Origin of the sequence: Microbacterium sp. 1S1, from assembly GCF_008271365.1 — a bacterium.
Lineage (GTDB): Bacteria > Actinomycetota > Actinomycetes > Actinomycetales > Microbacteriaceae > Microbacterium.
In genome coordinates this window covers 2,773,156-2,798,443 of record NZ_CP043430.1, presented here as the reverse complement: position 1 = coordinate 2,798,443, position 25,288 = coordinate 2,773,156, and the positions used below count along the sequence as shown (strand labels likewise).

The 25,288-nt window shown below is 70.0% G+C and carries 24 protein-coding genes; 12 read left to right on the top strand and 12 right to left on the bottom strand.

The window, feature by feature from the left end:
- Positions 1-3: 3 nt before the first annotated feature.
- The 5 genes from FY549_RS13555 to tkt are packed head-to-tail and all read right to left on the bottom strand — an operon-like array spanning position 4 to position 7,316.
- On the bottom strand, positions 4-939 hold the full coding sequence (locus FY549_RS13555) for a glucose-6-phosphate dehydrogenase assembly protein OpcA (RefSeq protein ID WP_149085472.1): 936 nt from the start codon (positions 937-939) through the stop codon (positions 4-6).
- Positions 936-2,486 carry a glucose-6-phosphate dehydrogenase gene (zwf, locus tag FY549_RS13550; protein WP_149085471.1) on the bottom strand — a complete coding sequence of 517 codons (1,551 nt, stop codon included), beginning with the start codon at positions 2,484-2,486 and terminating at the stop codon, positions 936-938. Before zwf ends, FY549_RS13555 begins: the two co-directional genes overlap by 4 nt.
- Before the next feature lie 20 nt (positions 2,487-2,506).
- Positions 2,507-4,114, bottom strand: a complete 1,608-nt coding sequence (locus FY549_RS13545; protein WP_149085470.1) for a glucose-6-phosphate isomerase — start codon at positions 4,112-4,114, stop codon at positions 2,507-2,509.
- Positions 4,111-5,223, bottom strand: coding sequence for a transaldolase (tal, locus tag FY549_RS13540; RefSeq protein WP_149085469.1), 1,113 nt, complete (start codon positions 5,221-5,223; stop codon positions 4,111-4,113). Before tal ends, FY549_RS13545 begins: the two co-directional genes overlap by 4 nt.
- A complete protein-coding gene (gene tkt, locus FY549_RS13535) occupies positions 5,220-7,316 on the bottom strand; it encodes a transketolase (protein ID WP_149086123.1) in 2,097 nt (698 codons plus the stop codon). Before tkt ends, tal begins: the two co-directional genes overlap by 4 nt.
- A 248-nt stretch (positions 7,317-7,564) precedes the next feature.
- Here tkt and FY549_RS13530 point away from each other — a divergent pair, with 248 nt between their 5' ends.
- Positions 7,565-8,470: a heme o synthase gene (locus tag FY549_RS13530; protein WP_149085468.1), complete on the top strand. Its 906-nt coding sequence runs from the start codon at positions 7,565-7,567 to the stop codon at positions 8,468-8,470.
- Here FY549_RS13530 and FY549_RS16800 read toward each other — a convergent pair.
- On the bottom strand, positions 8,416-8,883 hold the full coding sequence (locus FY549_RS16800) for a hypothetical protein (protein ID WP_200839038.1): 468 nt from the start codon (positions 8,881-8,883) through the stop codon (positions 8,416-8,418). The genes FY549_RS13530 and FY549_RS16800 overlap by 55 nt on opposite strands.
- A 68-nt stretch (positions 8,884-8,951) precedes the next feature.
- Entirely contained in the window at positions 8,952-9,932 is a 981-nt protein-coding gene (locus FY549_RS13520; RefSeq protein WP_262380967.1) for a COX15/CtaA family protein, read from the bottom strand.
- 371 nt (positions 9,933-10,303) lie between these two features.
- Here FY549_RS13520 and sufB point away from each other — a divergent pair, with 371 nt between their 5' ends.
- The 7 genes from sufB to FY549_RS13485 all read left to right on the top strand — a co-directional run bounded on the left by sufB (position 10,304) and on the right by FY549_RS13485 (position 16,979).
- Positions 10,304-11,722 carry a Fe-S cluster assembly protein SufB gene (sufB, locus tag FY549_RS13515; protein WP_149085467.1) on the top strand — a complete coding sequence of 473 codons (1,419 nt, stop codon included), beginning with the start codon at positions 10,304-10,306 and terminating at the stop codon, positions 11,720-11,722.
- Positions 11,723-12,928 (top strand): Fe-S cluster assembly protein SufD, encoded by a 1,206-nt coding sequence (gene sufD / locus FY549_RS13510; RefSeq protein WP_149085466.1) that lies wholly within the window; start codon positions 11,723-11,725, stop codon positions 12,926-12,928.
- Complete coding sequence (locus tag FY549_RS13505) at positions 12,925-13,251, top strand: non-heme iron oxygenase ferredoxin subunit (protein ID WP_025103649.1); 327 nt, start codon at positions 12,925-12,927, stop codon at positions 13,249-13,251. Before sufD ends, FY549_RS13505 begins: the two co-directional genes overlap by 4 nt.
- A gap of 3 nt (positions 13,252-13,254) precedes the next feature.
- On the top strand, positions 13,255-14,025 hold the full coding sequence (gene sufC, locus FY549_RS13500) for a Fe-S cluster assembly ATPase SufC (protein ID WP_025103648.1): 771 nt from the start codon (positions 13,255-13,257) through the stop codon (positions 14,023-14,025).
- A gap of 9 nt (positions 14,026-14,034) precedes the next feature.
- Entirely contained in the window at positions 14,035-14,364 is a 330-nt protein-coding gene (locus FY549_RS13495; RefSeq protein WP_017202280.1) for a metal-sulfur cluster assembly factor, read from the top strand.
- A 93-nt stretch (positions 14,365-14,457) separates the two neighbouring features.
- Positions 14,458-15,612: a MalY/PatB family protein gene (locus FY549_RS13490; protein ID WP_149085465.1), complete on the top strand. Its 1,155-nt coding sequence runs from the start codon at positions 14,458-14,460 to the stop codon at positions 15,610-15,612.
- Positions 15,609-16,979, top strand: a complete 1,371-nt coding sequence (locus FY549_RS13485) for an MFS transporter (RefSeq protein WP_149085464.1) — start codon at positions 15,609-15,611, stop codon at positions 16,977-16,979. The genes FY549_RS13490 and FY549_RS13485 overlap by 4 nt, the downstream gene beginning before the upstream one ends.
- On the opposite strand, the gene FY549_RS13480 is transcribed toward FY549_RS13485, so the two are convergent.
- Positions 16,942-17,526, bottom strand: a complete 585-nt coding sequence (locus FY549_RS13480; protein WP_149085463.1) for a TetR family transcriptional regulator — start codon at positions 17,524-17,526, stop codon at positions 16,942-16,944. The genes FY549_RS13485 and FY549_RS13480 overlap by 38 nt on opposite strands.
- A gap of 50 nt (positions 17,527-17,576) precedes the next feature.
- Between FY549_RS13480 and FY549_RS13475 the strand changes: the two genes are divergently transcribed.
- Positions 17,577-18,293 carry an energy-coupling factor ABC transporter ATP-binding protein gene (locus FY549_RS13475; protein WP_149085462.1) on the top strand — a complete coding sequence of 239 codons (717 nt, stop codon included), beginning with the start codon at positions 17,577-17,579 and terminating at the stop codon, positions 18,291-18,293.
- Positions 18,290-18,883, top strand: coding sequence for a CbiQ family ECF transporter T component (locus tag FY549_RS13470; RefSeq protein ID WP_149085461.1), 594 nt, complete (start codon positions 18,290-18,292; stop codon positions 18,881-18,883). The genes FY549_RS13475 and FY549_RS13470 overlap by 4 nt, the downstream gene beginning before the upstream one ends.
- Positions 18,884-18,886: 3 nt before the next feature.
- On the opposite strand, the gene FY549_RS13465 is transcribed toward FY549_RS13470, so the two are convergent.
- From FY549_RS13465 to FY549_RS13450, 4 genes are all read right to left on the bottom strand, one after another.
- Complete coding sequence (locus tag FY549_RS13465) at positions 18,887-20,197, bottom strand: acyltransferase family protein (RefSeq protein WP_149085460.1); 1,311 nt, start codon at positions 20,195-20,197, stop codon at positions 18,887-18,889.
- A 96-nt stretch (positions 20,198-20,293) separates the two neighbouring features.
- A complete protein-coding gene (locus tag FY549_RS13460; RefSeq protein WP_149085459.1) occupies positions 20,294-20,965 on the bottom strand; it encodes a response regulator in 672 nt (223 codons plus the stop codon).
- Positions 20,962-22,230, bottom strand: coding sequence for a sensor histidine kinase (locus FY549_RS13455; protein WP_149085458.1), 1,269 nt, complete (start codon positions 22,228-22,230; stop codon positions 20,962-20,964). Before FY549_RS13455 ends, FY549_RS13460 begins: the two co-directional genes overlap by 4 nt.
- 5 nt (positions 22,231-22,235) lie before the next feature.
- On the bottom strand, positions 22,236-22,853 hold the full coding sequence (locus FY549_RS13450; protein WP_149085457.1) for a DedA family protein: 618 nt from the start codon (positions 22,851-22,853) through the stop codon (positions 22,236-22,238).
- Between the two features lie 164 nt (positions 22,854-23,017).
- Here FY549_RS13450 and FY549_RS13445 point away from each other — a divergent pair, with 164 nt between their 5' ends.
- A complete protein-coding gene (locus tag FY549_RS13445; protein ID WP_149086122.1) occupies positions 23,018-24,616 on the top strand; it encodes an ABC-F family ATP-binding cassette domain-containing protein in 1,599 nt (532 codons plus the stop codon).
- 21 nt (positions 24,617-24,637) lie between these two features.
- Positions 24,638-25,231 carry a pyridoxal 5'-phosphate synthase gene (locus tag FY549_RS13440; RefSeq protein ID WP_149085456.1) on the top strand — a complete coding sequence of 198 codons (594 nt, stop codon included), beginning with the start codon at positions 24,638-24,640 and terminating at the stop codon, positions 25,229-25,231.
- The last annotated feature ends 57 nt before the right edge of the window (positions 25,232-25,288 follow it).

The following is a 25,288-nucleotide window of genomic DNA, read 5'->3' as shown; positions in this document are numbered from 1 at the left end:
ACGTCACTCTCCTGTCTCGGGCGGACCGAGCTTCTCCCAGCCCTCCGTGATCACTCGACCGTACAGGACGTCGGGGTCGAGCCGGCGCAGCTCCTCCGCGAGGCACTCGCGCAGCGTACGCCGCGGCAGGTGGAGATCGTGGTCGGGCTGGTTCGGCTGCGTGAGGACCGCCACGCCGGGCGAGGGCCGCTCGAGCAGGATGTCGCCCGATTCCCGGGTGAGGCGCACCGACTTGATTCCCTCCTGCCAGTGCTCCGGGTCTTCGTACGACCACCGGACGGGCACGTCCAGCGCCATCTGCAGCCACGCGGCGAGCAGGGCGGTGGACGGCGAGGCGCTCGCACCGCGGACCTCCACGGCGGTGATGGCCTCGTACGGCGGCTGATCCAGCACGGCGGCGAGCTGCTCGCGCCAGTGCGTGAGGCGCGTCCACGCGAGGTCGGTGTCGCCGGGGGCGTGCGTGCGCCCGAGGAGGGCGAGCCGGTCGCGCACGTCCGGCGACGTGGCGGCGTCGGTGATCCGTCGCTGAGCGATGCGGCCGAGCGGGGACGTGGCGGGCGAGGTCGGTGCCTCATCCGGCCACCACGCGACCACGGGGGCGTCGGGCAGGAGAAGTCCCGTGAGAAGGCTCTCCTCGTTGCTCGCGGCGTCGCCATGCGCGTGCAGCACGACGACCTCGCTGGCTCCGGCGTCGCCGCCCACCCGGATCTGGGCGTCGAGGCGGGACTCGCCGTCGCCGGTGGTCAGCACGATGACCCGCATCGGGTGCTCGCGTGACGCGTCGTTCGCGGCGTCGATCGCCGCCTCCGCAACGCCCTTCCGCGCGGAGATGACGAGTGTGAGGACGCGACCGAGGGCGACGGCACCGCCCTCCTCGCGCACCTTGACGAGCTGCTTGGCGACCTGGCTGACGGTCGTGTCGGGAAGGTCGATGATCACGGGCGTCTCCAGACTCGTCCGTCGCGGGCCAGCAGGTCGTCGGCCGAGGCCGGTCCCCACGAGCCGGGCGCGTACTGCTCCACAGGACCGCCCTGGGCGGCCCAGTACTTCTCCACCGGGTCGAGGATCTTCCAGGAGAGCTCGACCTCCTCATGCCGCGGGAAGAGCGGCGGGTCGCCCAAGAGGACGTCGAGGATCAGCCGCTCGTAGGCCTCAGGGCTCGCCTCCGTAAAGGCGTGGCCATAGCCGAAGTCCATCGTCACGTCGCGGACGTTCGTGCCGTTGCCCGGCACCTTCGAGCCGAAGCGGATCGTCACGCCCTCGTCCGGCTGCACGCGGATCACGAGCGCGTTCTGACCGAGCTCCGAGGCGTTGCCGCGTCCGAACAGGTGCTGCGGTGCGCGGTTGAACACCACGGCGATCTCCGTCACACGGCGGCCCAGGCGCTTCCCGGTGCGCAGGTAGAACGGCACACCGGCCCAGCGGCGGGTGTCGATCTCGAGTTTGATCGCCGCGTAGGTCTCCGTCGTCGACTCGGGGTCCATCCCCTCCTCGTCGAGGAAACCGGTGACCTTCTCTCCGCCCTGCCAGCCGCCGGCGTACTGTCCGCGCGCTGTGGCCAGGGAGAGGTCCTCCGGGACGTGCACGGCCGCGAGGACCTTCTCCTTCTCGGCACGCAGGTGCTCGGCCGAGAGGCTGATCGGCTCCTCCATGGCGGTGAGGGCGAGCAGCTGGAGGAGGTGGTTCTGAATGACGTCGCGGGCCGCGCCGATGCCGTCGTAATAGCCGGCTCGGCCGCCGACACCGATGTCCTCGGCCATCGTGATCTGCACGTGGTCGACGTAGTTGCGGTTCCAGATCGGCTCGTACAGCTCGTTGGCGAAGCGCAGCGCGAGGATGTTCTGCACCGTCTCCTTACCGAGGTAGTGGTCGATGCGGAAGATGGAATCGGCCGGGAACGCCACCTCGAGCGCGGCGTTGAGGGCGCGCGCCGAGTCGAGGTCGTGGCCGAACGGCTTCTCGATGACCACGCGTCGCCACCGCTCGTCGTCGTCCGCGTCTTCGCCCACGAGACCGGAGTCCTTGAGCTGCTTCGCGACCAGCGGGAAGTCCTTCGGCGGGATCGAGAGGTAGTAGGCGTGATTGCCCATGGTGCCGCGTTCCACGTCGAGCTTCTCGACGGTCTCCCGCAGCTTGCGGAAGGAGTCGGGATTGTCGAACTCGCCGGACACGAAACGGATGCCCTGTAGCAGCTGCGTCCAGGTCTCCTCGCGGAACGGCGTGCGGGCGTGCTGCTTCACGGCGTCGTAGACGACCTGCGCGAAATCCTGGTCCTCCCAGTCGCGCCGTGCGAACCCCACGAGGGCGAAGCCCGGGGGGAGCAGTCCGCGGTTCGCGAGATCGTAGACCGCGGGCATGAGCTTCTTGCGGGACAGGTCACCGGTCACGCCGAAGATCACGAGGGCGCTGGGCCCTGCGATCCGGTTGAGGCGGCGATCGTCGGGGTCACGCAGCGGGTTGTGTCCGCGCGAGATGGGAACAGACATCGGTGGGGGCTCTCCTGCGGTTACTTCTGTGCGGCTTCGAAGAGGGCGAGCACGTCGTCCGGCGACTCGGTGATCGTCAGCGTGACGACGGGCCGTCCGTGTTCCGCGAGCACGCCCGCGTCGCCGGCAGCCTGCGCCTGGATGAGCTGCCCGAACGTGAACGGACGGTCGGGGATCTCCAGGTCCACATCCGTGCGCTCCAGGATCTGCAGGAACACGCCCTGCGCGGGACCGCCCTTGTGGTACTGGCCCGTGGAGTGCAGGAAGCGCGGGCCCCAGCCGAAGGTCGTCGGGCGCCCGGAATCGGCAGCGACGAGCTCGCGCAGGCCCTGGAGCTGCGGCACCTCGAGGCGGTTGACGTAGGCCTGGATCGACACGTAGCCGTCGGCGGGAAGCTGGGCCCAGAGCGCGTCCAGGACGCCTTCGACCGTACCGGAGACCGCGAGGGCGGGGTCGGAGACCCGCACCTCGACCCCGTTCTCGACGAACGCCGGGGCCGTGGGCTCCGGGCGGGCGTCGAGGAGGCCGCGGGCGGCGACCTTGGCCGACTCCACGTCGGGCTGGTCGAACGGGTTGATGCCGAGCAGGTGCCCGGCGATCGCTGTCGCGTATTCCCAGACGATGAACTGCGCACCGAGCGTGCCGCTGACGAGGATCTCACCCTCGTACCGTTCGTGCAGGTGGAACTCGTTGGCGTCGTCGACGAGTCGCACGATCTGGAGATCGGCCGGCACGGAGTCGAGCTCCGGCGAGACCGGTAGCAGGACGACCGGGAGGATGCCGGTGCCCTCCTTGCCCGTCGACTCGGCGATGAGCTGCTCGATCCAGTCGGGCAGTCCCTTGATATGCGTACCGTCGGTGATCAGGCCCAGCTTGTCGCGACGAGGGCTGGTGGCGGCGATCGCGGCGCCGAGACGGAGCGCGGGATTCTCCGCCGAGTCCACGGCGACCTCGAGCAGCGAGGCCTCCGCCTCGTCCAGGAGCTCGGCGATGTCGACACCCGCGAGACCGGACGGGACGAGACCGAAGGCGGTCAGCGCGGAGTAGCGGCCGCCCACGTTCGGGTCGGCGTTGAAGACCCGGTACCCGGCGTCGCGTGCAGAGGTGTCGAGCGGCGAACCCGGGTCGGTCACCACGACGATCCGCTCGGTCGGGTCGATGCCGAGGTCCCGGAAAGCCGCCTCGAAGGTCCGGCGCTGCGAGTCGGTCTCGACCGTCGAGCCTGACTTGGACGACACCACCAGGACGGTGCTCGCGAGGCCCTCGTCGAGCGCGGCGAGGACCTGCCCCGGTGCGGTGGCGTCGAGGATGGTGAGCGGTACGCCGGAGGTCTGGGCGATCACCTCGGGAGCGAGCGAGGATCCGCCCATTCCGGCCAGGACGACGCGCGTGACGCCCTGCGAGGCGAGCTGCTCACGCAGTGCGACGATCTCGGCCACGAGCGGCCGGGAGACGGATACCGCCTCCACCCAGCCGAGCCTGATGGCGGCCTCGGCCTCGGCGGCCGGGCCCCAGAGCGTCGCATCGCCGCTCGTGATCCGGGAGGCGACGAGGTCGTGGACCAGTGCGGGCACGGTCTCGTCGATGGCGACTCGCGCCGCGCCGGACGCGTGGATGGCGAAAGTCATCGCTGTGCCTCCAGCGCCTCGGTGACCTGGGCGAGCAGGTCGTGCCAGGAGTCGATGAACTTCGCCACGCCCTCCTCCTCGAGCACCTCCGTGACCGCATCGAAGTCGACGCCCACCTCGGCGAGCCCGGCGAAGACCCGGCGGGCCTCTTCGTAGCCGCCCGTGATGGTGTCTCCCGTGACGACCGCGTGGTCGAAGGTCGCCTCGAGCGTCTTCTCCGGCATCGTGTTGACGACGCCCTGCGCGACCAGCTCTGTCACGTACAGGGTGTCGGGAAGGGCGGGGTCCTTCACACCCGTGGACGCCCACAGGGGGCGCTGCACGTTGGCGCCGGCGGCGAGGAGGTCCTGCGCGCGCTTCTCGGCGAAGGTCTTCTCGAAGAGCTCGTAGGCGAGGCGGGCGTTCGCGAGCCCGGCCTTGCTCTTCAGAGCGGTGGCGGCGTCCGTGCCGATGGCGGTCAGTCGCTTGTCGGTCTCGGTGTCGACGCGCGAGACGAAGAACGAGGCCACGGAGTGGATCGTGGACAGATCGATTCCCGCCTCCTTCGCGCGCTCCAGGCCGGTGAGGTAGGCCTCGATGACCTCGGCGTAGCGCTCCAGGCTGAAGATGAGGGTCACGTTGACGCTGATGCCGTTCGCGATGGCCTCGGCGATCGCGGGGAGCCCGGCCTTGGTCGCCGGGATCTTCACGAGGAGGTTGGGACGGTCGATGGTCTTCCACAGCTCCTTGGCCTGCGCCACGGTGCCTTCGGTGTCGTGCGCGAGGTCGGGGGAGACCTCGATCGACACGCGGCCGTCGACGTGACCGGACTCCTCCCACACCGGACGGAAGACGTCGAGTGCGGCACGGACGTCCTGGGTGGTCGCGGCGAACACGGCGTCTTCGGCCGAGGCGCCGGACGCCGCGAGCTCGGAGACCTGCGCGTCGTAGGAGGTGTCGTTCTTGTCGGTGATCGCGTTCGCGAAGATCGTCGGGTTCGTCGTGACGCCCACGACGTTGCGCGACGCGATCAGCTCGGCGAGGTTGCCAGAGGAGATGCGGGTGCGCGAGAGGTCGTCGAGCCAGATGCTGACGCCGGCGGCGGCGAGCTGGGCGGTGGGGGTGCTCATGCGTTCTCCTTGATGGTCTCGCGGGCGGCCGCGACGACGGCCTCGGTGGTGATGCCGAACTTCTCGAAGAGGGTCTTGTAGTCAGCGGAGGCGCCGAAGTGGTCGATGCCGACCGAACGGCCACGGTCGCCGACGATGCCTCGCCAGGTGAGGACGGAACCGGCCTCGACCGACACGCGCGCGGTGACGGACGACGGCAGCACGCTCTCGCGGTAGGCGTCGTCCTGCTCCGCGAACCACTCCAGGGACGGGGCGGAGACGACGCGGACGTTCACGCCCTCGCCCGCAAGGACCTCGCGGGCGTTCACGGCGAGCTGCACCTCGGAACCGGTGGCGACGATGATGACGTCCGGCGTTCCACCCGGCGCCTCGGCCAGCACGTAGGCGCCCTTGGCGGCCTGGGCGGCGGAGGCGAACGTGTCGCCGGAGGCGTCACCCTCGCCCCGCGGGAACACCGGGATGTTCTGGCGGGTCAGGGCGATACCGGCCGGGCCCTCGTGGCGACGCAGGATCTCGAGCCAGACGGCGGCGGTCTCGTTGGCGTCCGCCGGGCGGACGACGGCCAGGTTCGGGATCGCGCGAAGGGTCGCGAGCTGCTCGATCGGCTGGTGCGTGGGCCCGTCCTCGCCGAGGGCGACGGAGTCGTGCGTCCAGACGAAGATGCTCGGCACGTTCATCAGCGCGGCCAGGCGCACGGACGGGCGCATGTAGTCGCTGAAGATGAGGAACGTTCCGCCGAAGGCCCGCGTGGGGCCGTGCAGCACGATGCCGTTGACGATCGCGCCCATCGCGTGCTCGCGGATGCCGAAGTGCAGCACCCGGCCGTACGGCGTGCCCGACCACTCGTGCGTCGACCACTCGGCGGGGATGAACGACGGCGCCTCCTTGATCGTCGTGAGGTTCGACTCGGCGAGGTCGGCGGAGCCGCCCCAGAGCTCAGGGAGCTGTGCGGCCAGCGCGTTGATGACCTGGCCGGACGCGGCACGGGTGGAGACATCCTTGCCGGCCTCGAAAACCGGGAGGGCGTCGGCGATGTCGGCCGGGAGCTCGTGCGCCTCGACGCGGTCCAGCAGGGCCTTGCGCTCGGGGTTGGCGGCGGCCCAGGCGTCGAACGACTCCTGCCAGGCAGCGCGGGCCTCGGCGGCACGCTCCGCGAGGCCGCGGGTGCGGGCGATCACGTCATCGGCGACGACGAAGCTCTGCTCCGGGTCGAAGCCGAGGACCTCCTTGGTGGCGGCGAGCTCGTCGGCGCCGAGTGCGGAGCCGTGGATCTTGCCGGTGTTCTGCTTGCCGGGAGCCGGCCAGCCGATGATGGTCTTGAGGATGATGAGCGACGGCTTGTCGGTCTCGCCCTTGGCAGCCTCGATCGCGGCGTACAGTTCCGCGACGTCCTCGACGTACTCGCCCGTCTTCTTCCAGTCCACGGTCTGCACGTGCCAGCCGTAGGCCTCGTAGCGCGCGGCCACGTCTTCCGTGAAGGCGACGTTCGTGTCGTCCTCGATCGAGATCTGGTTCGAGTCGTAGATGGCGATCAGGTTGCCGAGCTGCTGGTGTCCGGCCAGCGAGGAGGCCTCGCTGGTGACGCCCTCCTGCAGGTCGCCGTCGCCCGCGATCACGTAGACGAAGTGGTCGAACGGGCTGGTGCCCGCCGGGGCGTCCGGATCGAAGAGGCCGCGCTCGTAGCGGGCGGCGTAGGCGAAGCCCACCGCGGAGGCGAGGCCCTGGCCCAGCGGGCCCGTGGTGATCTCGACGCCCTTGGTGTGGCCGTACTCCGGGTGGCCGGGGGTCTTCGAACCCCAGGTGCGGAGCGCCTTGAGATCGTCCAGTTCGAGGCCGAACCCGCCGAGGTACAGCTGCACGTACTGCGTCAGCGACGAGTGGCCGACGGACAGGATGAAGCGGTCGCGGCCGAGCCAGTCGGTGTCCGTCGGGTCATGCCGCAGGACCCGCTGGTAGAGCAGATACGCAGCGGGCGCCAGACTCATCGCCGTGCCGGGATGACCGTTGCCGACCTTCTCGACCGCATCGGCCGCCAGGATCCGGGCGGTGTCCACCGCGCGTCGATCGATCTCGTCCCACTGCAATTCCGACACGTTCATGCCCTTTCCGACAGTTTCGAGGGCGCCCGTATTCCCTGGCGCATCCGCAACTTCCCTGGCGCATTCCGCATCGTCGAGGCGACGGACGGGTTGTGCGCAGCACCGGGCGCGCGAGTGCTCTCAGCATAGCGGGGACGGTCCCTGCGGCAGGGGGCCGGGAGGGGCGGATCGCGTCACGGCGTGTCATACACTGGAGAGGTTGTCCGGTAACGCGCGCGGAGGAGGCGATCGAGATCTCGACGATGTCTGATCAGACCGTACGGAAGTCGTCCATCCGTCGCACGGTGAGCGCCTACGTCACGCTGACGAAGCCCCGAGTCCTCGAACTCCTCCTCGTCTCGACCGTGCCGGTCATGTTCCTCGCGCAGGGCGGACTGCCCGATCTGTGGCTCGTGCTCGCCACGGTCATCGGCGGGTCGATGAGCGCGGGTTCCGCCGGTGCGTTCAACATGTACCTCGACCGCGACATCGACGCGCACATGCACCGCACCGAGAACCGACCGCTCGTGACGGGCGAGGTGAGCCCGCGCGGCGCCCTCATCTTCTCCTGGACGCTCGCCATCGCGTCGACCGTCTGGCTCTGGTTCACCACGAACTGGCTCACGGCAGTCCTGTCCGCCTCGGCGATCTTCTTCTACGTCGTGATCTACACGATGATCCTCAAGCGCCGCACCGAGCAGAACATCATCTGGGGCGGGATCGCGGGCTGCTTCCCGGTCCTCATCGGCTGGTCCGCCGTCACCGGTTCGCTGGACTGGCCCGCCTTCATCCTCTTCCTGCTCGTCTTCCTCTGGACGCCGCCGCACTACTGGCCGCTGTCGATGAAGTACAAGGACGACTACGACGACGTCGACGTCCCCATGCTCGGCGTCACGCGCAACGCGTCCCAGGTCGGCCTGCAGGTCATCCTGTACGCGTGGGCCACGGTGGCGTGCTCGCTGCTGCTCGTGCCGATCGCCGAGATGGGCCTCGTCTACACCGTGTCGGCCCTGGTATTCGGCGGCTGGTTCATCTACGAGTCGCACCGCCTGTACAACCAGGCGGTGCGAGGGACCGAGGCGCGGCCGATGCGCGTCTTCCACGCCTCGATCACCTACCTCACGCTGCTGTTCGTCGCGGTCGCCATCGACCCGCTGCTGCCCTTCTGATCCTCGGCAACCGGCGGCTCGTCCCCGTCCGCGGAGGTGTCCGCGGTCGCGACGTCGGCAGAGGGTGACGGGTCCGTCTCCGGAACGGCGGGCGCACCGGTGGTCGACGCCTCTTCCGTGGCGACCGTGCCGGCCGCAGGGGCCGAGGCAGCCGGAGTGGGGACCAGGCTGCGTGCGGCGACGAGGCCGAGTGACAGGAGCAGACCGACGAGGCCTGCGCCGAGGACGACCGCACCGACGACGACGAGCGACTGACCGACGTACACCTCGACTCCGGTGGCGGTGCCGGCCAGCAGGGTGGTGGTCATGGTGCCGACCTGTCCGGCGATGATCCAGCCCCCGACCGCGGTCGCGGCGAGGGAGACGACGACGAGGAGCCAGAACCCGGCGCTGCGGGTGAGTGTCTTGTTCATGCCGACCACGTTGGCCGACGCGGTGATGAGCGCCCGATGCGCGCGCTATGGATCCCCTGTGCGGGTCGTCAGTCGGCGGAGGTCCGTACGGCCGCGGTCGTCCGCTTCAGATGCAGGACGACGACCGTGTAGGTCGCCGCGGAGAGCGATGCGAGGACCATGTGGATGCCGACGAGCACGGGGGGAAGCCCCTCCCGCGCCTGCCACACGCCGACGGCGACCTGCACGAGGATCGCCACGACGAGCACGAGCAGCCACCGCCGGGGCTCCAGGCGGAGCACCCACGCCGCGATCGTCAGGAAGAGCACCAGCGCGGCGAGGACGTAGCCCGGCCAGGAGTGGACATGAGCGAGGACCGTGGCGTCGAAGCCGCGGCGCAGCACGTCGGCGTCGCCGGAGTGGGGGCCGGATCCGGTCGTCAGCACGCCGAACAGGATGGTCACGGCCAGGGCGAGGCCGGTGACGTGCGTCACGATCGCGAACCAGGTGGGCACGGCACGCTCCCGCGGCCCTGCCGGGGTGGCCAGCCGCACGAGGAACGCGGCCGTGATGCAGACGAGCAGGAGCGACGACGTGTAGTGGAACCCGACGATGAACGGGTTCAGACCCGTGAGCACCGTGATGCCGCCGACCAGTGCCTGCGCGACGACGCCGATGAGGACGAGCCAGGCGAGCAGCACGAGATCGCGACGGGCGGGCGTCGTGCGCACCGAATGCACGGCGGCGGCGATGACCGCGAGCAGAAGCACGGCGGAGGCGACGGGGAAGGCCGGGAAGTCGGTGAGCGAGACGAGTGCGAAGGCGATCGCCGCCCCGGCCAGGCCGCCGAGCGCGAACCACAGGGCGCTGATGAGCGCACGGCGGCCGCTGATGGTGTGCAGGACGAGCAGGACGACGGCGATCGCGATGATGCCGACGACACCGGTCATCAGTCGGTTGCCGAACTCGATCATCCCGTGGATGCCCTGCACCTCGACGATCGGCACCAGGGACTCCGGCGTGCACAGCGGCCATTCGGTGCAGCCGAGACCGGATCCGGTCAGCCGCACCGCACCACCGGTTCCGATGATGATCGTCTCGCTGAGGAACGACAGCCACGCGAAGACGGTGAGCGCACGACCCCAGGCGGCGGAGCGGGGGACGGGGTCGCCCTGGTCGTCGGAGGGGCGGGGATGGTCGTCTCGGGCATAAGTCCTCCGGCCCGTCGAAGACGTGGCGCACGGCCCGTCCGTCAGGCGGAACCTGTAGAATCGGATTGTTGCGATGAGCGCTGACCGCGCTGAAGCATCGTCAACAGTTTAGGCGCGATGGAAGCGCCCGTGATGAGGGCCCACCAACGGCACCCGCTCCCGCAGACTCGACGGGGATCAGGTGTGTCGGGGCGGATGACACCGTTTGGGACCTGTGAGGAGAGTGTTGCATGTCGGATGTGCTGATCGACCGCCCGGAGCTCGATGGTCTGGGGGTGTACGAATTCGGCTGGCACGATGAGGATGCCGCGGGTGCCGTCGCCAAACGCGGGATCTCCGAAGAGGTCGTCCGCGGGATCTCGGCCCTCAAGAACGAGCCGGAGTGGATGCTGAAGACCCGCCTCAAGGGCTATCAGCTCTTCGGTCGTAAGCCGATGCCGACCTGGGGCGCCGACCTCAGCGACATCGACTTCGACAACATCAAGTACTTCGTCCGCTCCACCGAGAAGCAGGCGCAGAGCTGGGAAGACCTCCCCGAGGAGATCCGCGAGACGTACGAGCGCCTGGGCATCCCTGAGGCCGAGCGCCAGCGTCTGGTCGCCGGCGTCGCCGCGCAGTACGAGTCCGAGGTCGTCTACCACCAGATCCGCGAGGACCTCGAGGCCCAGGGCGTCATCTTCGTGGACACCGACACGGCGCTGCGCGAGCACCCCGAGTTCTTCGAGGAGTACTTCGGCACGGTCATCCCGGCCGGCGACAACAAGTTCGCCGCGCTGAACACCGCCGTGTGGTCGGGCGGCTCGTTCGTGTACGTCCCGAAGGGTGTGCACGTCGAGATCCCGCTGCAGGCCTACTTCCGCATCAACACCGAGAACATGGGCCAGTTCGAGCGGACCCTGATCATCGCCGACGAGGGCAGCTACGTCCACTACATCGAGGGCTGCACGGCGCCGATCTACAAGTCGGACTCGCTGCACTCGGCGGTCGTCGAGATCATCGTGAAGAAGAACGCCCGCGTGCGTTACACGACGATCCAGAACTGGTCGAACAACGTCTACAACCTGGTCACCAAGCGCGCCGTGGCGCACGAGGGCGCGACCATGGAGTGGGTCGACGGCAACATCGGCTCCAAGGTGACGATGAAGTACCCGTCGATCTACCTGATGGGCGAGCACGCCAAGGGCGAGACGCTCTCCGTCGCCTTCGCGGGCCCCGGTCAGCACCAGGACGCCGGCGCGAAGATGATCCACATGGCGCCGTACACCCAGTCGTCGATCGTCTCGAAGTCGATCGCCCGCGGCGGCGGCCGCGCCGGCTACCGCGGTGAGGTCCGGGTGGATGCGAACGCGCACCACTCCGCCAACACGGTGCGCTGCGACGCGCTGCTGGTGGACACGAAGTCGCGCTCGGACACCTACCCGGCGATCGACATCCGCGTCGACGACGTCCAGCTCGGCCACGAGGCCACCGTCTCCAAGGTCAGCGAGGAGCAGCTCTTCTACCTGCAGTCCCGGGGCATGCCGGAGGACGAGGCGATGGCGATGATCGTGCGCGGCTTCATCGAGCCGATCGCGCGCGAGCTGCCCATGGAGTACGCGATGGAACTGAACAAGCTCATCGAGATGGGCATGGAAGGATCGGTCGGCTAAATGGCGGCCTCGACGACAGCGCCCAGCGAGGCGCAGCACACGAACGCGCACATCGACCCGGCCGCCCAGGTCGCGGACGCCGGATTCGTCCCGGTGCAGACCCGCTCGGAGCGTCCGCACTCGTTCGACCCGGACGACTTCGGCATGCCGACAGGGCGCGAGGTGAACTGGAAGCACACGCCGGTGGCGGCGCTCACGCCGCTGTTCCGTACCGCGGAGGGCGAGGAGGGCGTGCAGTACTCGTTCACGTCCGGCGAGCAGTACGTCGCCGCCCCGCTCACGGCGGGAACCGCTCCGCGTGGCGAAGTCTTCCTCGCCGAGGACATCACCGCCGCCGTCGCGTGGCAGGGGGCAGCGGAGGCGCTGCACATCCGCATCCCGCGCGAAGAGGAGGTCGCCGCGCCGATCTTCCTGTCGCTCAGGGGAGCCGGAGCCGATCGTCGGGCCGACGCCCACATCGTGATCGAGGCCCTCGAGCACAGCGCGGCCACCGTGGTGCTGCAGCACAAGGGCTCCGCGCAGTACGCGCAGAACGTCGAGATCATCGTCCGTGACGGCGCGAAGCTCACGGTCGTCTCGGTCCAGCAGTGGGACGACGACGCCGTGCACGCGGCCGCGCACCAGGCACGTGTCGGCGCGGACGCCACCCTGAAGCACTTCGTCGTGAGCTTCGGCGGTGGCGTCGTCCGGGTGAACCCGAGCGTGGAGCTCGCCGGCGCCGGCTCGGAGGGCTACCTCTACGGGCTGTCCTATGCGGACTCCGGTCAGCACCTGGAGAGCCAGGTGTACCTGCACCACAAGGGCCCGCACACGACCGGTGACGTGCTCTACAAGGGTGCGCTGCAGGGCGAGAGTGCCCACAGTGTCTGGATCGGCGACGTGCTCATCGGGCCGGACGCCACCGGCACCGACTCGTACGAGGCGAACCGCAACCTGGTGCTCACGGAGGGCGCACGCGCCGACTCCATCCCGAACCTCGAGATCGAGACGGGCGACATCGTCGGCGCCGGGCACGCGAGTGCCACAGGCCGCTTCGATGACGAGCAGCTCTTCTATCTCCAGGCTCGCGGCATCCCGGAGGACGAGGCCCGCCGACTGGTGGTGCTCGGCTTCCTCACCGACATCGTGCTGCGCCTCGGCATCCCCGACCTGGAGTCGGAGCTGCTCGCCGCCATCGAGGCCGAGCTCGCCGAGGTGAACGCGTGACCGCGCAGCGCGTCTGCGGCGTCTCCGAGCTGGAGCAGGACACGCCGCTGCGCGTCGAGCCGGACGGTGTGCCGATCACGGTCATCAAGGACGGCGAGGGCGTCATCCACGCCATCGGCGACACCTGTACCCACGGCGACATCTCGCTGTCCGAGGGCTTCGTGGAAGGCGACACGGTCGAGTGCTGGGCTCATGGCTCGGCCTTCTCCCTGATCACCGGCAAGCCCCAGAATCTCCCCGCATATGAGCCCGTCCCGGTCTACGTCGTCGAGATCGACGGCGACGACGTGCTCATCGATCCCGCTGTGACGAAGGAAGTCTGAAGAATGTCTGTTCTCGAGATCCGCGACCTGCATGTGACGGTCGAGACCGAGGCGGGGACCACCCCGATCCTCAACGGAATCACGCTCACCATGAACACCGGTGAGACCCACGCCATCATGGGCCCCAACGGCTCGGGCAAGTCCACCCTGGCCTACACGATCGCCGGCCACCCGAAGTACACGGTCACCTCCGGTTCCATCACCTTCGACGGTGAGGACGTGCTGGCGATGAGCGTCGACGAGCGCGCCCGCGCCGGCCTGTTCCTCGCGATGCAGTACCCGGTGGAGATCCCCGGCGTCACGGTGACGAACTTCCTGCGCACCGCGAAGACCGCTCTCGACGGCGAGGCCCCGTCGATCCGGCAGTGGACCAAGGACGTCAAGGAGTCCATGGCGAACCTCCGCATGGACCCGAAGTTCGCACAGCGCAACGTCAACGAGGGCTTCTCGGGCGGCGAGAAGAAGCGCCACGAGATCCTCCAGCTCGAGGTCCTCAAGCCGAAGTTCGCGGTGCTCGACGAGACCGACTCCGGCCTCGACGTGGACGCGCTGAAGATCGTCTCCGAGGGCGTCAACCGCGCGAAGGAGTCCACCGGTCTCGGCGTGCTGCTCATCACGCACTACACCCGCATCCTCCGCTACATCCGCCCGGACTACGTGCACGTCGTCGTCGCCGGCAAGATCGTCGAGGAGGGCGGCCCGGAGCTCGCCGACCGCCTGGAGAACGAGGGTTACGACCGGTTCCTCGACCCCTCCGCCCCCATCGAGGCGTAGGCTGATCGCATGACAGCGACCCTGACGGACGAGAAGTACGACGCGGTCACCGAGGCCCTCAAGGACGTGATGGATCCGGAGCTCGGGATCAACGTCGTCGACCTCGGACTCATCTACGACCTCGCCTGGGATGACGAGAACGATGCTCTCGTCATCCACATGACGCTGACCAGCGCGGGCTGCCCGCTCACGGACGTCCTCGAAGACCAGACGGCGCAGGCCCTGGACAATGTCGTGGACCGCTTCCGCATCAACTGGGTGTGGATGCCGCCGTGGGGACCGGAGCGGATCACGGACGACGGGCGCGACATGATGCGTGCGCTCGGTTTCGCGATCTGAGCGTTCCGGTCACCTGACCACCAGACGAAGCGGGCGTGCCGAGCACGCCCGCTTCGACGTCTCCGCATCGACGCGGGGAGAATCGGAGGACGAATGCTGTCGGTGAAGGCCCTGCCCCTGTCGGAGCTGCGCGAGCGCACCAGTGAGAAATGGCGGGAGTACCCCGCCGATGTGCTGCCGCTCTTCGTGGCGGAGATGGACTTTCCGCTCGCGCCGGCCATCAGCGCGACCCTGCAGCGCGCGCTGGACCTCGGCGACACCGGCTACATCGCCTCGCGGACACCGCTCGCCGAGACCTACGCCGGATTCTCGGAGCGCCGCTTCGGCTGGCGCCCTGACCCCGCGCGGATGCGCAGCACTGCGGACGTGAGCATGGGCATCGTCGAGATCCTGCGCCGCGTCACGCAGCCGGGGGAGCGGGTCGTCGTGACGCCGCCGGTCTACCCGCCGTTCTACGACCTCGTCGCCGAGGCGGGCGCCGAGGCGCAGCGCGTCCCGCTGCGTGACACGGGGACCGGCTGGGAGCTCGACCTCGACGGGATCCGCGCCGCCTTCGAGGACGGCGCGACGACCATGCTCCTCTGCAACCCGCACAACCCGACCGGCACCGTTCACGATCGCGAGACGCTGGCGGCGCTGGCCGAGCTGGCCGAGGAGTTCGGTGCGACCGTCGTCTCGGACGAGATCCATGCCCCCCTCGCGCAGCCGGGGGCGGGATTCACGCCGTTCCTCGCCGCGAGCGACGCGGCGGCCCGGGTGGGTTATGCCGTGGTCAGCGCGAGCAAGGCCTTCAACCTCGCAGGCTTGAAGTGCGCGCTCATGGTGACCGCAGCCGAGGAGACCGCGGCCGTCGTACGCGACCTCCCGGTGGAGGTCGAGTGGCGGACGGGGCAGTTCGGCCTGCTCGCCGCCGTTGCCGCGTTCTCGGAGGAGAGCGACGCGTGGCTCGACGGTCTCCTGCGGACTCTCGACGAGAATCGCGTCCTGCTCGAGGATCTGCTCGCCCGTCACCTCCCGGCCGCACGCTATCGGATCCCGGAGGCGGGATATCTCGCGTGGATCGATCTCTCCGCTCTCGACTGGGGCGACAACCCTGCCCGACGGATCCTCCGGGAGGCCAAGGTGGCGCTGCACTTCGGTCCGGCATTCGGGGAGGAAGGCGCCGGGCACGTGCGCCTCAACTTCGGCACGAGCCCCGAGATCCTCACCGAGGCGATCGAGCGCATCGCCGCGCTCGTCGAGCGATGACGACCGCGGAGCCGACGGCGACCATCTGGGACCGCAGCCGGATCTGGGTGACTCTCGGCGCGGTCGCGCTCATCTTCCTCGCGGCGATCGAGGCTCTCGCGGTGACGACGGTGATGCCGATCGTGAGCGACGCCCTGGACGGCCAGTCGCTGTATGCGGTCGCCTTCGCCGGCACGCTCGCGACGAGCGTGATCGGGATGGTCGCGACGGGGGCGTGGTCGGACGCGCGCGGTCCGCGCGGCGCGCTGTACGCCGCCGTGAGCCTCTTCATCCTTGGCCTGCTGATCTCCGGCTTCGCGACGACGATGCCGCAGTTCCTGATCGGACGGCTGGTGCAGGGGCTGGGCGCGGGCGGTCAGACCGTCGCCCTGTACGTCGTGGTCGCGCGACTGTACCCGCCGCATCTTCACGGGCGCGTGTTCGCGGCATTCGCGGCCGCCTGGGTGGTGCCGTCGATGATCGGGCCGTTCCTGGCCGGGGCGGTCGCGGAGTACCTCGACTGGCGGTGGGCGTTCCTGGGGGTGGCGGTGCTGACCGCGATCGCGTTCGTGATGATCGCGATCCGTCTGCGTGGCGTCGATCTCGGCCAGGGGGAGCCGCAGGACCGTAAGGCGCTGCTCACCCGGTTGCTGCTCGCCGTGGTCGTGGCGATTCTCGCGGTGGCGATCGGATTGTCTGCCGATCTCGAGCCCGGGATCGGCTGGCCGGTCGCACTGGGAGCCATGCTCGCGATCGGCGTCGCCGTGCTGCCGCTCCTGCCCCGACACACGCTGCGCGCAGGCACCGGTCTCCCCAGCGTCGTGCTCATGCGCGGCGTGGCGGCCGGCGCGTTCTTCGCCGCGGAGGCCTACATCCCGTATCTGCTGATGCGGAAGTTCGACTTCTCCGCCACCTGGGCCGGGGTCGCGCTCATGCTGGCGGCCTTCGCCTGGGCCGGTGCGTCGGCGGCGCAGGGTCGGTACGGTGAGCGGCTCGGCAACCACCGCATCACCGCCCTCAGCCTGGCGGCGCTGCTGGTGGCCATGCTCTGTGTGCTGACCGCCGCGGTGTTCGACGTGTCGCCGGTCTTCGTGATCGTCGGGTGGGCGTTCGCCGGGGGTGGCATGGGTTTGCTCTACCCGCGGCTCACGGTGCTGACTCTGGCGTATTCGGACGAGACGAACCAGGGCTTCAACTCATCGGCGCTCTCGATCTCGGACGCGACGGGATCGGCTGTCGCGATCGCTCTGGCGGGGCTCGCCGTGGCCACTCTGGGCGGCGGCGCGGAGGCGTTCGGTGTGGTGTTCGCGTTCGGGGTGGGGCTGGTTCTTCTCGCGCTGATCCCCGGGCTCAGGCTCGGGCATGCCGCGGAGTCCTCGGCGCGCTGAGTTCTCCGGCGAGGGCGGTGACACCGAGATCGAACACGCGGTCCAGGCCGGCCGTCACATCCACCTCGCGGGAGGCCGGGAGCGCGCCGTGGCTGTCGGCGTGCATCCGCTGCTGGACGAGGGTCGCGTGACCCAGCACGAAGTGCAGGATCGCTGCGCCGCGGTCCTCGGCGTCGGCAGCTCCCTCGGCGCGGAGAGCCGCGACCAGTGCGTCCCGAGCGCGAGCCGAGCCGAGCTGGAGCGCGTAGGTGCTGAGCACCAGCTCGGCGCCGTCCCGGTAGGCGAAGAGGGCGTCGCGGAGTGCGCGGGCGGTCGTGAGTACTCCCTCCGCTCCGTCCGGCACCGTCGCGGTGATCCGGTCGGCGAGGTCGGCGAGCAGCTCCTGCTTGCTCGCGACATGCCAGTAGAGAGCGCTGGGCTGCACCTCCAGCCGCGCGGCGATGCGGCGCATGGAGAGGTCGGCCAAGCCGACCTCGTCGAGAAGGGCGAGCGCGGCCCGTGACACGCTCTCCCGGTCGTGGCGGACGGGATTCGTCTCGGGGCTCATGCCCCCACTATAGTGAACGGCGTTCAGGTGAACGGTGTTCAGGAGGATGCATGCGTTGGCGGCAGCAGCACGCGACGGCGACGACCACGGAGCCGGGAACCGTGCGCCTGCGCGACGTCCGCGTGACGGTCGACGACCGGGTGCTGCTCGACGATGTGACGCTGGAACTCAACGCCCCGCGCATCGCCGTGATCGGAGCGAACGGATCGGGGAAATCGACGTTCGCACGGCTGCTGAACGGCCTCGTGACGCCGAGCACGGGCACGGTCACCGTCCACGGCCTGGACGTGGGGCGGAACCCGGCCGCGGTGCGCCGCCGCGTGGGCTTCGTTTTCACCGATCCGGACGCCCAGATCCTGCTCCCGACTCCGGCTGAGGATCTCGCGCTCTCACTGCGCGGCCGACCCCGCGATGAAGTCGCCGCCCGCGTGCAGGAGACCCTGGACCGGCACGGCCTCGGCGCTCACGCCGACGTCCCGGCGGCGTCGCTTTCCGGCGGGCAGAAGCAGATGCTGGCCCTCGCCGCCGTCCTCCTCGCCGAGCCTGCGCTCATCGTCGCGGACGAGCCCACCACGCTCCTCGACCTGCGCAACGCGCGACGGATCGGCGATCTGCTGCTGTCGCAGGAGGCGCAGGTGCTGATCGTCACCCACGACCTCGAGCTCGCCGCACGCTGCGACGCAGCCGTCCTGTTCGACGGAGGACGGGTGGTCGCGCAGGGAGAGCCGGACCCCGTCATCTCCTGCTACCGCCGGCTGTGCGGATGATTCCGCCGGTTGTCGTCGATACGGGCCTCCTGCATCGGGTACCGGCCGGTGCGAAGCTGGGAGCCCTCGCGGTCGCGGCGCTCGCGTTGACGATCTTCCCGCAGGGCCCGGTCAGCATCGGCGTCTCCCTCGTCCTCGTGCTCGCGCTGTACCCGATCGGCGGCGTGCCGCTCACCGACGCCGCTGCCGAGCTGTGGCGGCTGCGCGGGATCCTGCTCGTGCTGGCCATCGCCCTCACCGTCTTCGTGTCTCCTGTGGTCGCCTGGGTGAGCACGGGACGGGTCACCGCCCTGCTGCTCCTCGCCGCTCTGCTCACCTCGACAACGCGCATGTCCGACCTCCTGGCGGTGCTGCAGCGACTCCTGCGTCCGCTGCGCCGATTCGGGGTCGACCCGGGGGCGGTGTCGTTGGCGATCTCGCTCACGCTGACAATGGTGCCCGTCGTGACGGGCTTCGCGCAGCGGGTGCGGGACGCGGAACGGGCCCGAGGGGTGCGCCTGGGCGTGCGAGGCGTGGTGCCGCTGTTGGTCCTGACGCTGCGCCACGCGGACCAGGTCGGCGATGCCATCGCCGCCCGTGGTGTCGGCTGACGGTCAGGCCAGGACGGCGGTGCCGGGCGCAGCGCTGCGGGAGCGTCCCGCCAGCCGCAGCGCCGCCATCAGCAGCAGCACGGCGAGGATGGCGGTGGAGACCGTCGTACCGAGGACGAGAAGGAGTACCACCCCGGCCAGGCCCAGCAGAGTACCCAGCGCCAGCCGGCGGTGCGAACCCGAGGGCTCCGGGGAGGGGTGGTTCTCGAATCGGTCGACGCGCACCGCCAGCAGAGCGGTGAGGGCGAGGGCCGTCAGGAGCCAGAGCGGGCGGGCCGCCCACCAGTCCGGGCTGTCGAGCACGGGGAGCTCGATCCCGCCCGCGAGGGCGGCCAGGGCCGTCGCTCCGGCCATGACGAGCAGCACCGGCATGTGCCAGAGGTAGATGGTCATCGTGCGGCGCGTGACGAAACCGGTGAACGCGGCGACGGCGCCCCGGCGGCTGAAGCGGCGGATGCGGTCGCGATACAGGGAGAACAGCGCCGTGTGCACCAGGCCGACCAGCAGCAGGGCGGCCGTCGGCGGATTGATGTTGGCGATGAGGTCGGGGGAGTACACGCCCAGGAGGAAGAACCCGATGAGCAGCACGAGGGAGCCGGCGCCGATGGTGATGCGCGTCCGCCGGCGCAGCGAATCCACCCGGCCGTCGGCGAGGAAGAACCCGAGCTGCTGCATCGTCAGCCAGACGAAGGCGAGGTTGAGGAAACCGATGGCGTCGTTCCCGGTCGCGGCGCGCAGCGCGTCGACAGCCACGGCGCCCGCGGCGAGGAGGCCGATGGTGCGCAGCGGCGCGCGCTCGTGCAGGGCGACGAAGGCCGGAAGGAGCGCCTGGCACAGCAGGAAGACGCCGAGAAACCACAGGGGCTGCCCGTATCGGAAGCCGGCGACGGCGATGAGGTCAGGGGCGACGCCGAGCACAGTGAGGACCGCGAGCGTGACACCGACGGCGGCGATGACGAAGAGAGCGGGGCGCAGGAGCCGATGCACGCGCCCGGCCACGAAGGCGGCGGCGCTCTCACCGCGGTCACGGAGACGACGATAGGCGAGGAGCCCGGAGAACCCGCCGATCACGAAGAACAGGGGCATCACCTGCAGCAGCCAGCTCACCGGCGCGATCCACCCCGTGCCGTCGCTCGCGTTCTCGAACACCGGTCCGGTCTCGGACACCGTGACTCCCACCATGAGCGCATGCAGCAGGACGACGCCGAGCACGCACAGGGCCCGCACGAAGTCGATGCCGGTGTCGCGGTGGCCGGTGGGGGCCGAAGCGGCGGATGAGCGGGTGCTGAGGCGTGGAGCCGCGGCGATGACCATGAGTCCTCCTGGGAACGGTGTCCTCGGAGGCTATGGACGCGGTGGTCCGCCGGACATCACCCCGTGGTGCCGTCCTGACCCCTACGGCGGAGTGATTCAGGCGGAGGGCTCCACCAGGCCGGTGTCATAGGCGAGGATCACGGCGTGCACGCGATCGCGCAGGCCCAGCTTGGCGAGCACCTTCCCGACGTGCGTCTTCACCGTCTGCTCGGCGATGAAGAGGTCGCCCGCGATCTCGGTGTTGGACCGGCCCTTGCCGATGAGGACGAGCACCTCCCGCTCACGGTCGGTGAGCTCGGCGAGGGCGGTCGTGGAGCGTCGGGAGGCCGGACGCCTGCCGGCGAACTGCTCGATCATCCGCCGGGTGACGCTCGGGGCCAGCAGGGCGTCGCCGCCGGCCACCACGCGCACCGCGTGCACGAGCTCCTCCGGGAGCGCGTCCTTGAGGAGGAACCCGCTGGCCCCGGCGGCGAGGGCGTCGTAGACGTAGTCATCGATGTCGAACGTGGTGAGCATGAGGATCCGCGGCACGTGGGCGGCCGGATAGGACGGGCCGAGGATGCGCCGGGTGGCTTCGATCCCGTCCAGCTCCGGCATACGGACGTCCATGAGGATCACGTCGGGATCCAGCCGGGCGGAGAGGGCGACCGCCTCGGTGCCGTCGGCGGCCTGGCCCACCACGCGGATGCCCTCATGAGCGTCCAGCAGGGCGGCGAAGCCGGCACGGACCATCGCCTGGTCGTCGGCGATGAGCACGCTGATGGTCACGGGGTCTCCTTCTCTTCCGCCGGAGCGGTGGGGGACGGCGGGACGGTCGCGGAGGACAGCGGGAGCAGGGCGTCCACCTCCCACCCGCCGTCGACGGTGGGACCGGCCGTCAGGCTTCCGCCGAGCAGCTCGGCGCGTTCACGCATCCCGCGCAGGCCGTAGCCACCGGGGTGGGACTCCGACGGGTGCGGAGGTGCCGCGTTGCGCACCGAGATGCGGAGGCCCTCGGGGCCGGCGTGGAGCCGGACGGAGACGCGCGCGCCCGGGGCGTGACGGACGGCGTTGCTCAGTGCCTCCTGCACGATGCGGAAGGCGGCGATCTGCACACCGGGTCCCGCCGCGGCCGCCGTCTCGAGCCCTTCCAGCGCGAGCCCCACCTCCACCCCGGCACGGCGGACGGTGTCGACGAGGGCAGGCACGTCGTCCAGACCCTGCTGCGGGGCGAGCTCGGCCTGCTGATCCTCCGTGCGGAGCACGCCCAGCATGCGGCGCATCTCCGTGAGGGACGATCGTGCCGTGGCGGCGATGTCGTCGAACTCGGCGGCCGCGGCGTCATCGAGGTCCACGATCCGATACCGCGCTGTGGAAGCCTGCACCTGGATGACCGACATGCTGTGCGCGACGACATCGTGCAGCTCGCGGGCGATCCGGGTGCGCTCCTCCACGAGCGCGCGGCGGGACTCCTCCAGCGCGCTGTGCTCCTTCTCCCTCGTCAGCTCGGCCGACACCCGGATTCGCCCGGCGACGAGGATGGCGATGAGGAACATCGCTGTGGCGACCGACGTCGTCACGATGAGGTCGGCCGTGGCACTTCCGGAGCTCGCCGGCGTCGAGACCATGTCCGGGCGCAGGAGCGGCGCCGTCAACGGGCTGAGGGCACCGATCACGAGGGCGAGCACGCCGAGGCGGGCGCCGTGCACGAAGGACATCACGCCGACGAAGAGGGCGAACGCGAGCAGGGCGGGCACGGACCATGGCCACGGGGACAGGACCGCGCGCACGGGCTCGACGAGGAGCGGGAGGAGGGCGGCGCCGACGGCGAAGACGACGATCGCTGCCCGGGGCCGCGAGGGGGCGAGCAGCGGAGCGCCGCACACGGCGGCGCCCAGCAGGAAGGAGAGAGGCAGTGGGGTGCCGGACAGGACGGTCTGCAGCGGGACGAGGAGTGCGTACAGCACGATGACCGCCGCGGTCAGCGCTGCGAGGGCCGCGGTGCGACGGTCGATTCGAGACGGGCGCGGTGTGCGCTGCCGGCGGCGTGCCATGCGTCTCATCCTGCCAGGTGGGGCACCGCCGTGCGGCGGCGGCGGAGAGCCGCGATCCGGTCGATCATCACGCCGACGATCAGGGCCACGGCGACCCCCAGCGCGGCGCTGAGCACGGGCTGGTCGTGCAGCCAGGCGCCCGCGAGCAGGCCGATCGCCAGGCTGAACGCGCTCCAGCTGAGTCCGGCGATGAGGCTGAGCGGAAGGAAGCGACGCCAGGGGAATCCCAGCGCGCCGGCGGACATGTTCACGGCGACGCGTCCGATCGGGATGTACCGGGCTCCGAGGATCAGCGTGGCGCTCCGGCGGTCGAGGGCGCGCTGCGCATACGCGAACGCGGCGGCGACCCGTGGACGGCGCATCCACGCGAACCGGGTGGTGCCGAGCCGGCGCCCGATGAGGAACGCGATGTTGTCGCCGATCGCGGCGCCGAGGGCGGCGACCACCCCGAGGAGGAGGATGTTCCCGTCACCGGTGGAGGCTGCGACGGCGGCCGCCGCGACCAGCACCGTCTCGCTCGGGACGGGCGGGAAGAAGCCGTCGATCACGGTCACCGCGAACAGCACCGCGAAGAGCCAGGGGGAGGAGATCGCCTGCAGGATGACGTCGTTGAGGATGTCCACTCCAGCACCGTAGGCAGCGGGTGCGGGGCCGGGCATCACCCCGGAGTATCGCCTCGCTCACCCTCGAGAGGGATCTTGCCGGCCGTCGGGACCGGCACAACGGCATATACTGGGGGGCTGGCCGATCGGTCATGACCCTCCTCCCGAACGAACGGACGTCCGCTGTGCTTGCCGTGCACGACCTCGAGATCCGCGTTGGCGCGCGCCTGCTGATGGAGAACGTCTCGTTCCGCGTGTCGGACGGCGACAAGATCGGCCTCGTCGGACGCAACGGCGCGGGCAAGACCACGCTCACCAAGGTGCTCGCCGGCGACGTGCTGCCCTCCGGCGGCACGGTGACCCGCTCGGGCGAGCTGGGCTACCTGCCACAGGACCCCCGTTCCGGCAACCCGGAGGACCTCGCCCGCACCCGTATCCTCGACGCCCGTGGACTGGGGCAGCTCAACCTCGGCATGACCGAGGCCTCGCTCGCCATGGGGTCAGACGACCCCGCGGTCGCGGCCAAGGCGATGAAGCGGTACGCCGCTCTCACCGAGAGGTTCGAGGCACAGGGCGGCTATGCGGCCGAGGCCGAAGCGGCGTCCATCGCGCACAACCTCTCGCTCCCGGACCGCATTCTCGACCAGCCGCTGTCGACCCTGTCCGGGGGACAGCGCCGCCGCATCGAGCTCGCCCGCATCCTCTTCTCCGACGCCGAGACCATGATCCTCGACGAGCCCACGAACCACCTCGACGCCGACAGCGTGGTGTGGCTGCGCGAGTTCCTCAAGAACTACAAGGGCGGGCTGATCGTCATCAGCCACGACGTCGAGCTCGTGGGCGAGACCGTCAACCGCGTCTTCTACCTCGACGCCAACCGCCAGGTCATCGACATCTACAACATGAACTGGAAGAACTACCTGCGCCAGCGCGCCGCAGACGAGGAGCGTCGCAAGAAGGAGCGGGCCAACGCCGAGAAGAAGGCGACGACCCTGCAGCAGCAGGCGGCGCGGTTCGGCGCGAAGGCGTCCAAGGCCGCAGCCGCGCACCAGATGCTCGCGCGTGCCGAGAAGCTCCTCTCGGGGCTGGAGGACGTTCGTCAGGAGGACCGCGTCGCGAAGCTGCGGTTCCCGAAGCCCGCACCCTGCGGCAAGACGCCGCTCATGGCCTCGGGGCTGTCGAAGTCGTACGGTTCGCTGGAGATCTTCACCGACGTCGACCTCGCGATCGACCGGGGATCCAAGGTCGTCGTGCTCGGGCTCAACGGTGCCGGCAAGACGACGCTGCTGCGCATGCTCGCGGGCGTCGACAAGCCCGACACGGGCCAGCTCGAGCCCGGTCACGGCCTCAAGGTCGGCTACTACGCGCAGGAGCACGAGAACCTCGACGTCAGCCGCTCCGTCCTGGAGAACATGGTGTCCGCCGCCCCGCACATCACGGAGACGGAGGCGCGCAAGGTCCTCGGTTCCTTCCTGTTCACCGGCGACGACGTTCTGAAGCCGGCGGGTGTGCTCTCCGGTGGAGAGAAGACGCGGCTGTCGCTGGCCACGCTCGTCGTGTCGTCCGCAAACCTGCTCCTGCTCGACGAACCGACCAACAACCTCGATCCGGCCTCGCGGGAGGAGATCCTCGGGGCTTTGGCCCACTACGAGGGCGCCGTGGTGCTCGTGTCTCACGACCCGGGTGCCGTGCAGTCGCTCAACCCCGAGCGCGTCCTCATCCTTCCGGACGGCGTCGAGGACATCTGGAGCCAGGAGTACCAGGACCTCATCGAGCTCGCGTAGGGGCGTGGCATAGTCGGAGGCATGGCGGCGCATTCGGTCCTTCCTCCCTCGGAACTCGGCACGTGGCTGCGCGCGCAGCCCACGCTCACGGGTACGGCACCCCCGCTGCGCCTGGCGGACGTGCGCGAAGACCCGATCACGCTCTTCCTCGACTGGCTCGGTGCGGCGGCCGCGGCCGGAGTCCCTGAGCCCCATGCCGCGACACTGTCGACCGTCGACGCGGACGGCATGCCGGACTCCCGGACCCTGATCCTCAAGGACGTGGATGCGCGGGGGTGGGCGTTCGCCGGGGCGCGGTCCTCCCAGAAGGCCGCGCAGCTCGCCGCGCGTCCAGCCGCGGCTCTGAACCTCTGGTGGCAGCCGCAGCGCCGCGCGGTACGGGTGCGGGGAACGGTGCAGGAGGCATCGGACGCGGAGAGTGACGCGGATCTCGCCGCGCGTTCCGAGAGCGCCCGCGCCGGTCTCCATCCGGGGGACTGGGTGCTGTGGCGAGTGGTGCCGACGAGGGTCGAGTTCTGGCAGGGATCGCCGGATCGGAACCACACCCGGATCGTCTACGACCGTGTCGACGGCGGCTGGCACCACACCGTCACCGGCTCCGCTCCCCGGCGCTAGGGCTCGATCACACCCCACCTCGCGCCGCCGCGCGCCCGGTTCTGATCCCGCGTCCAT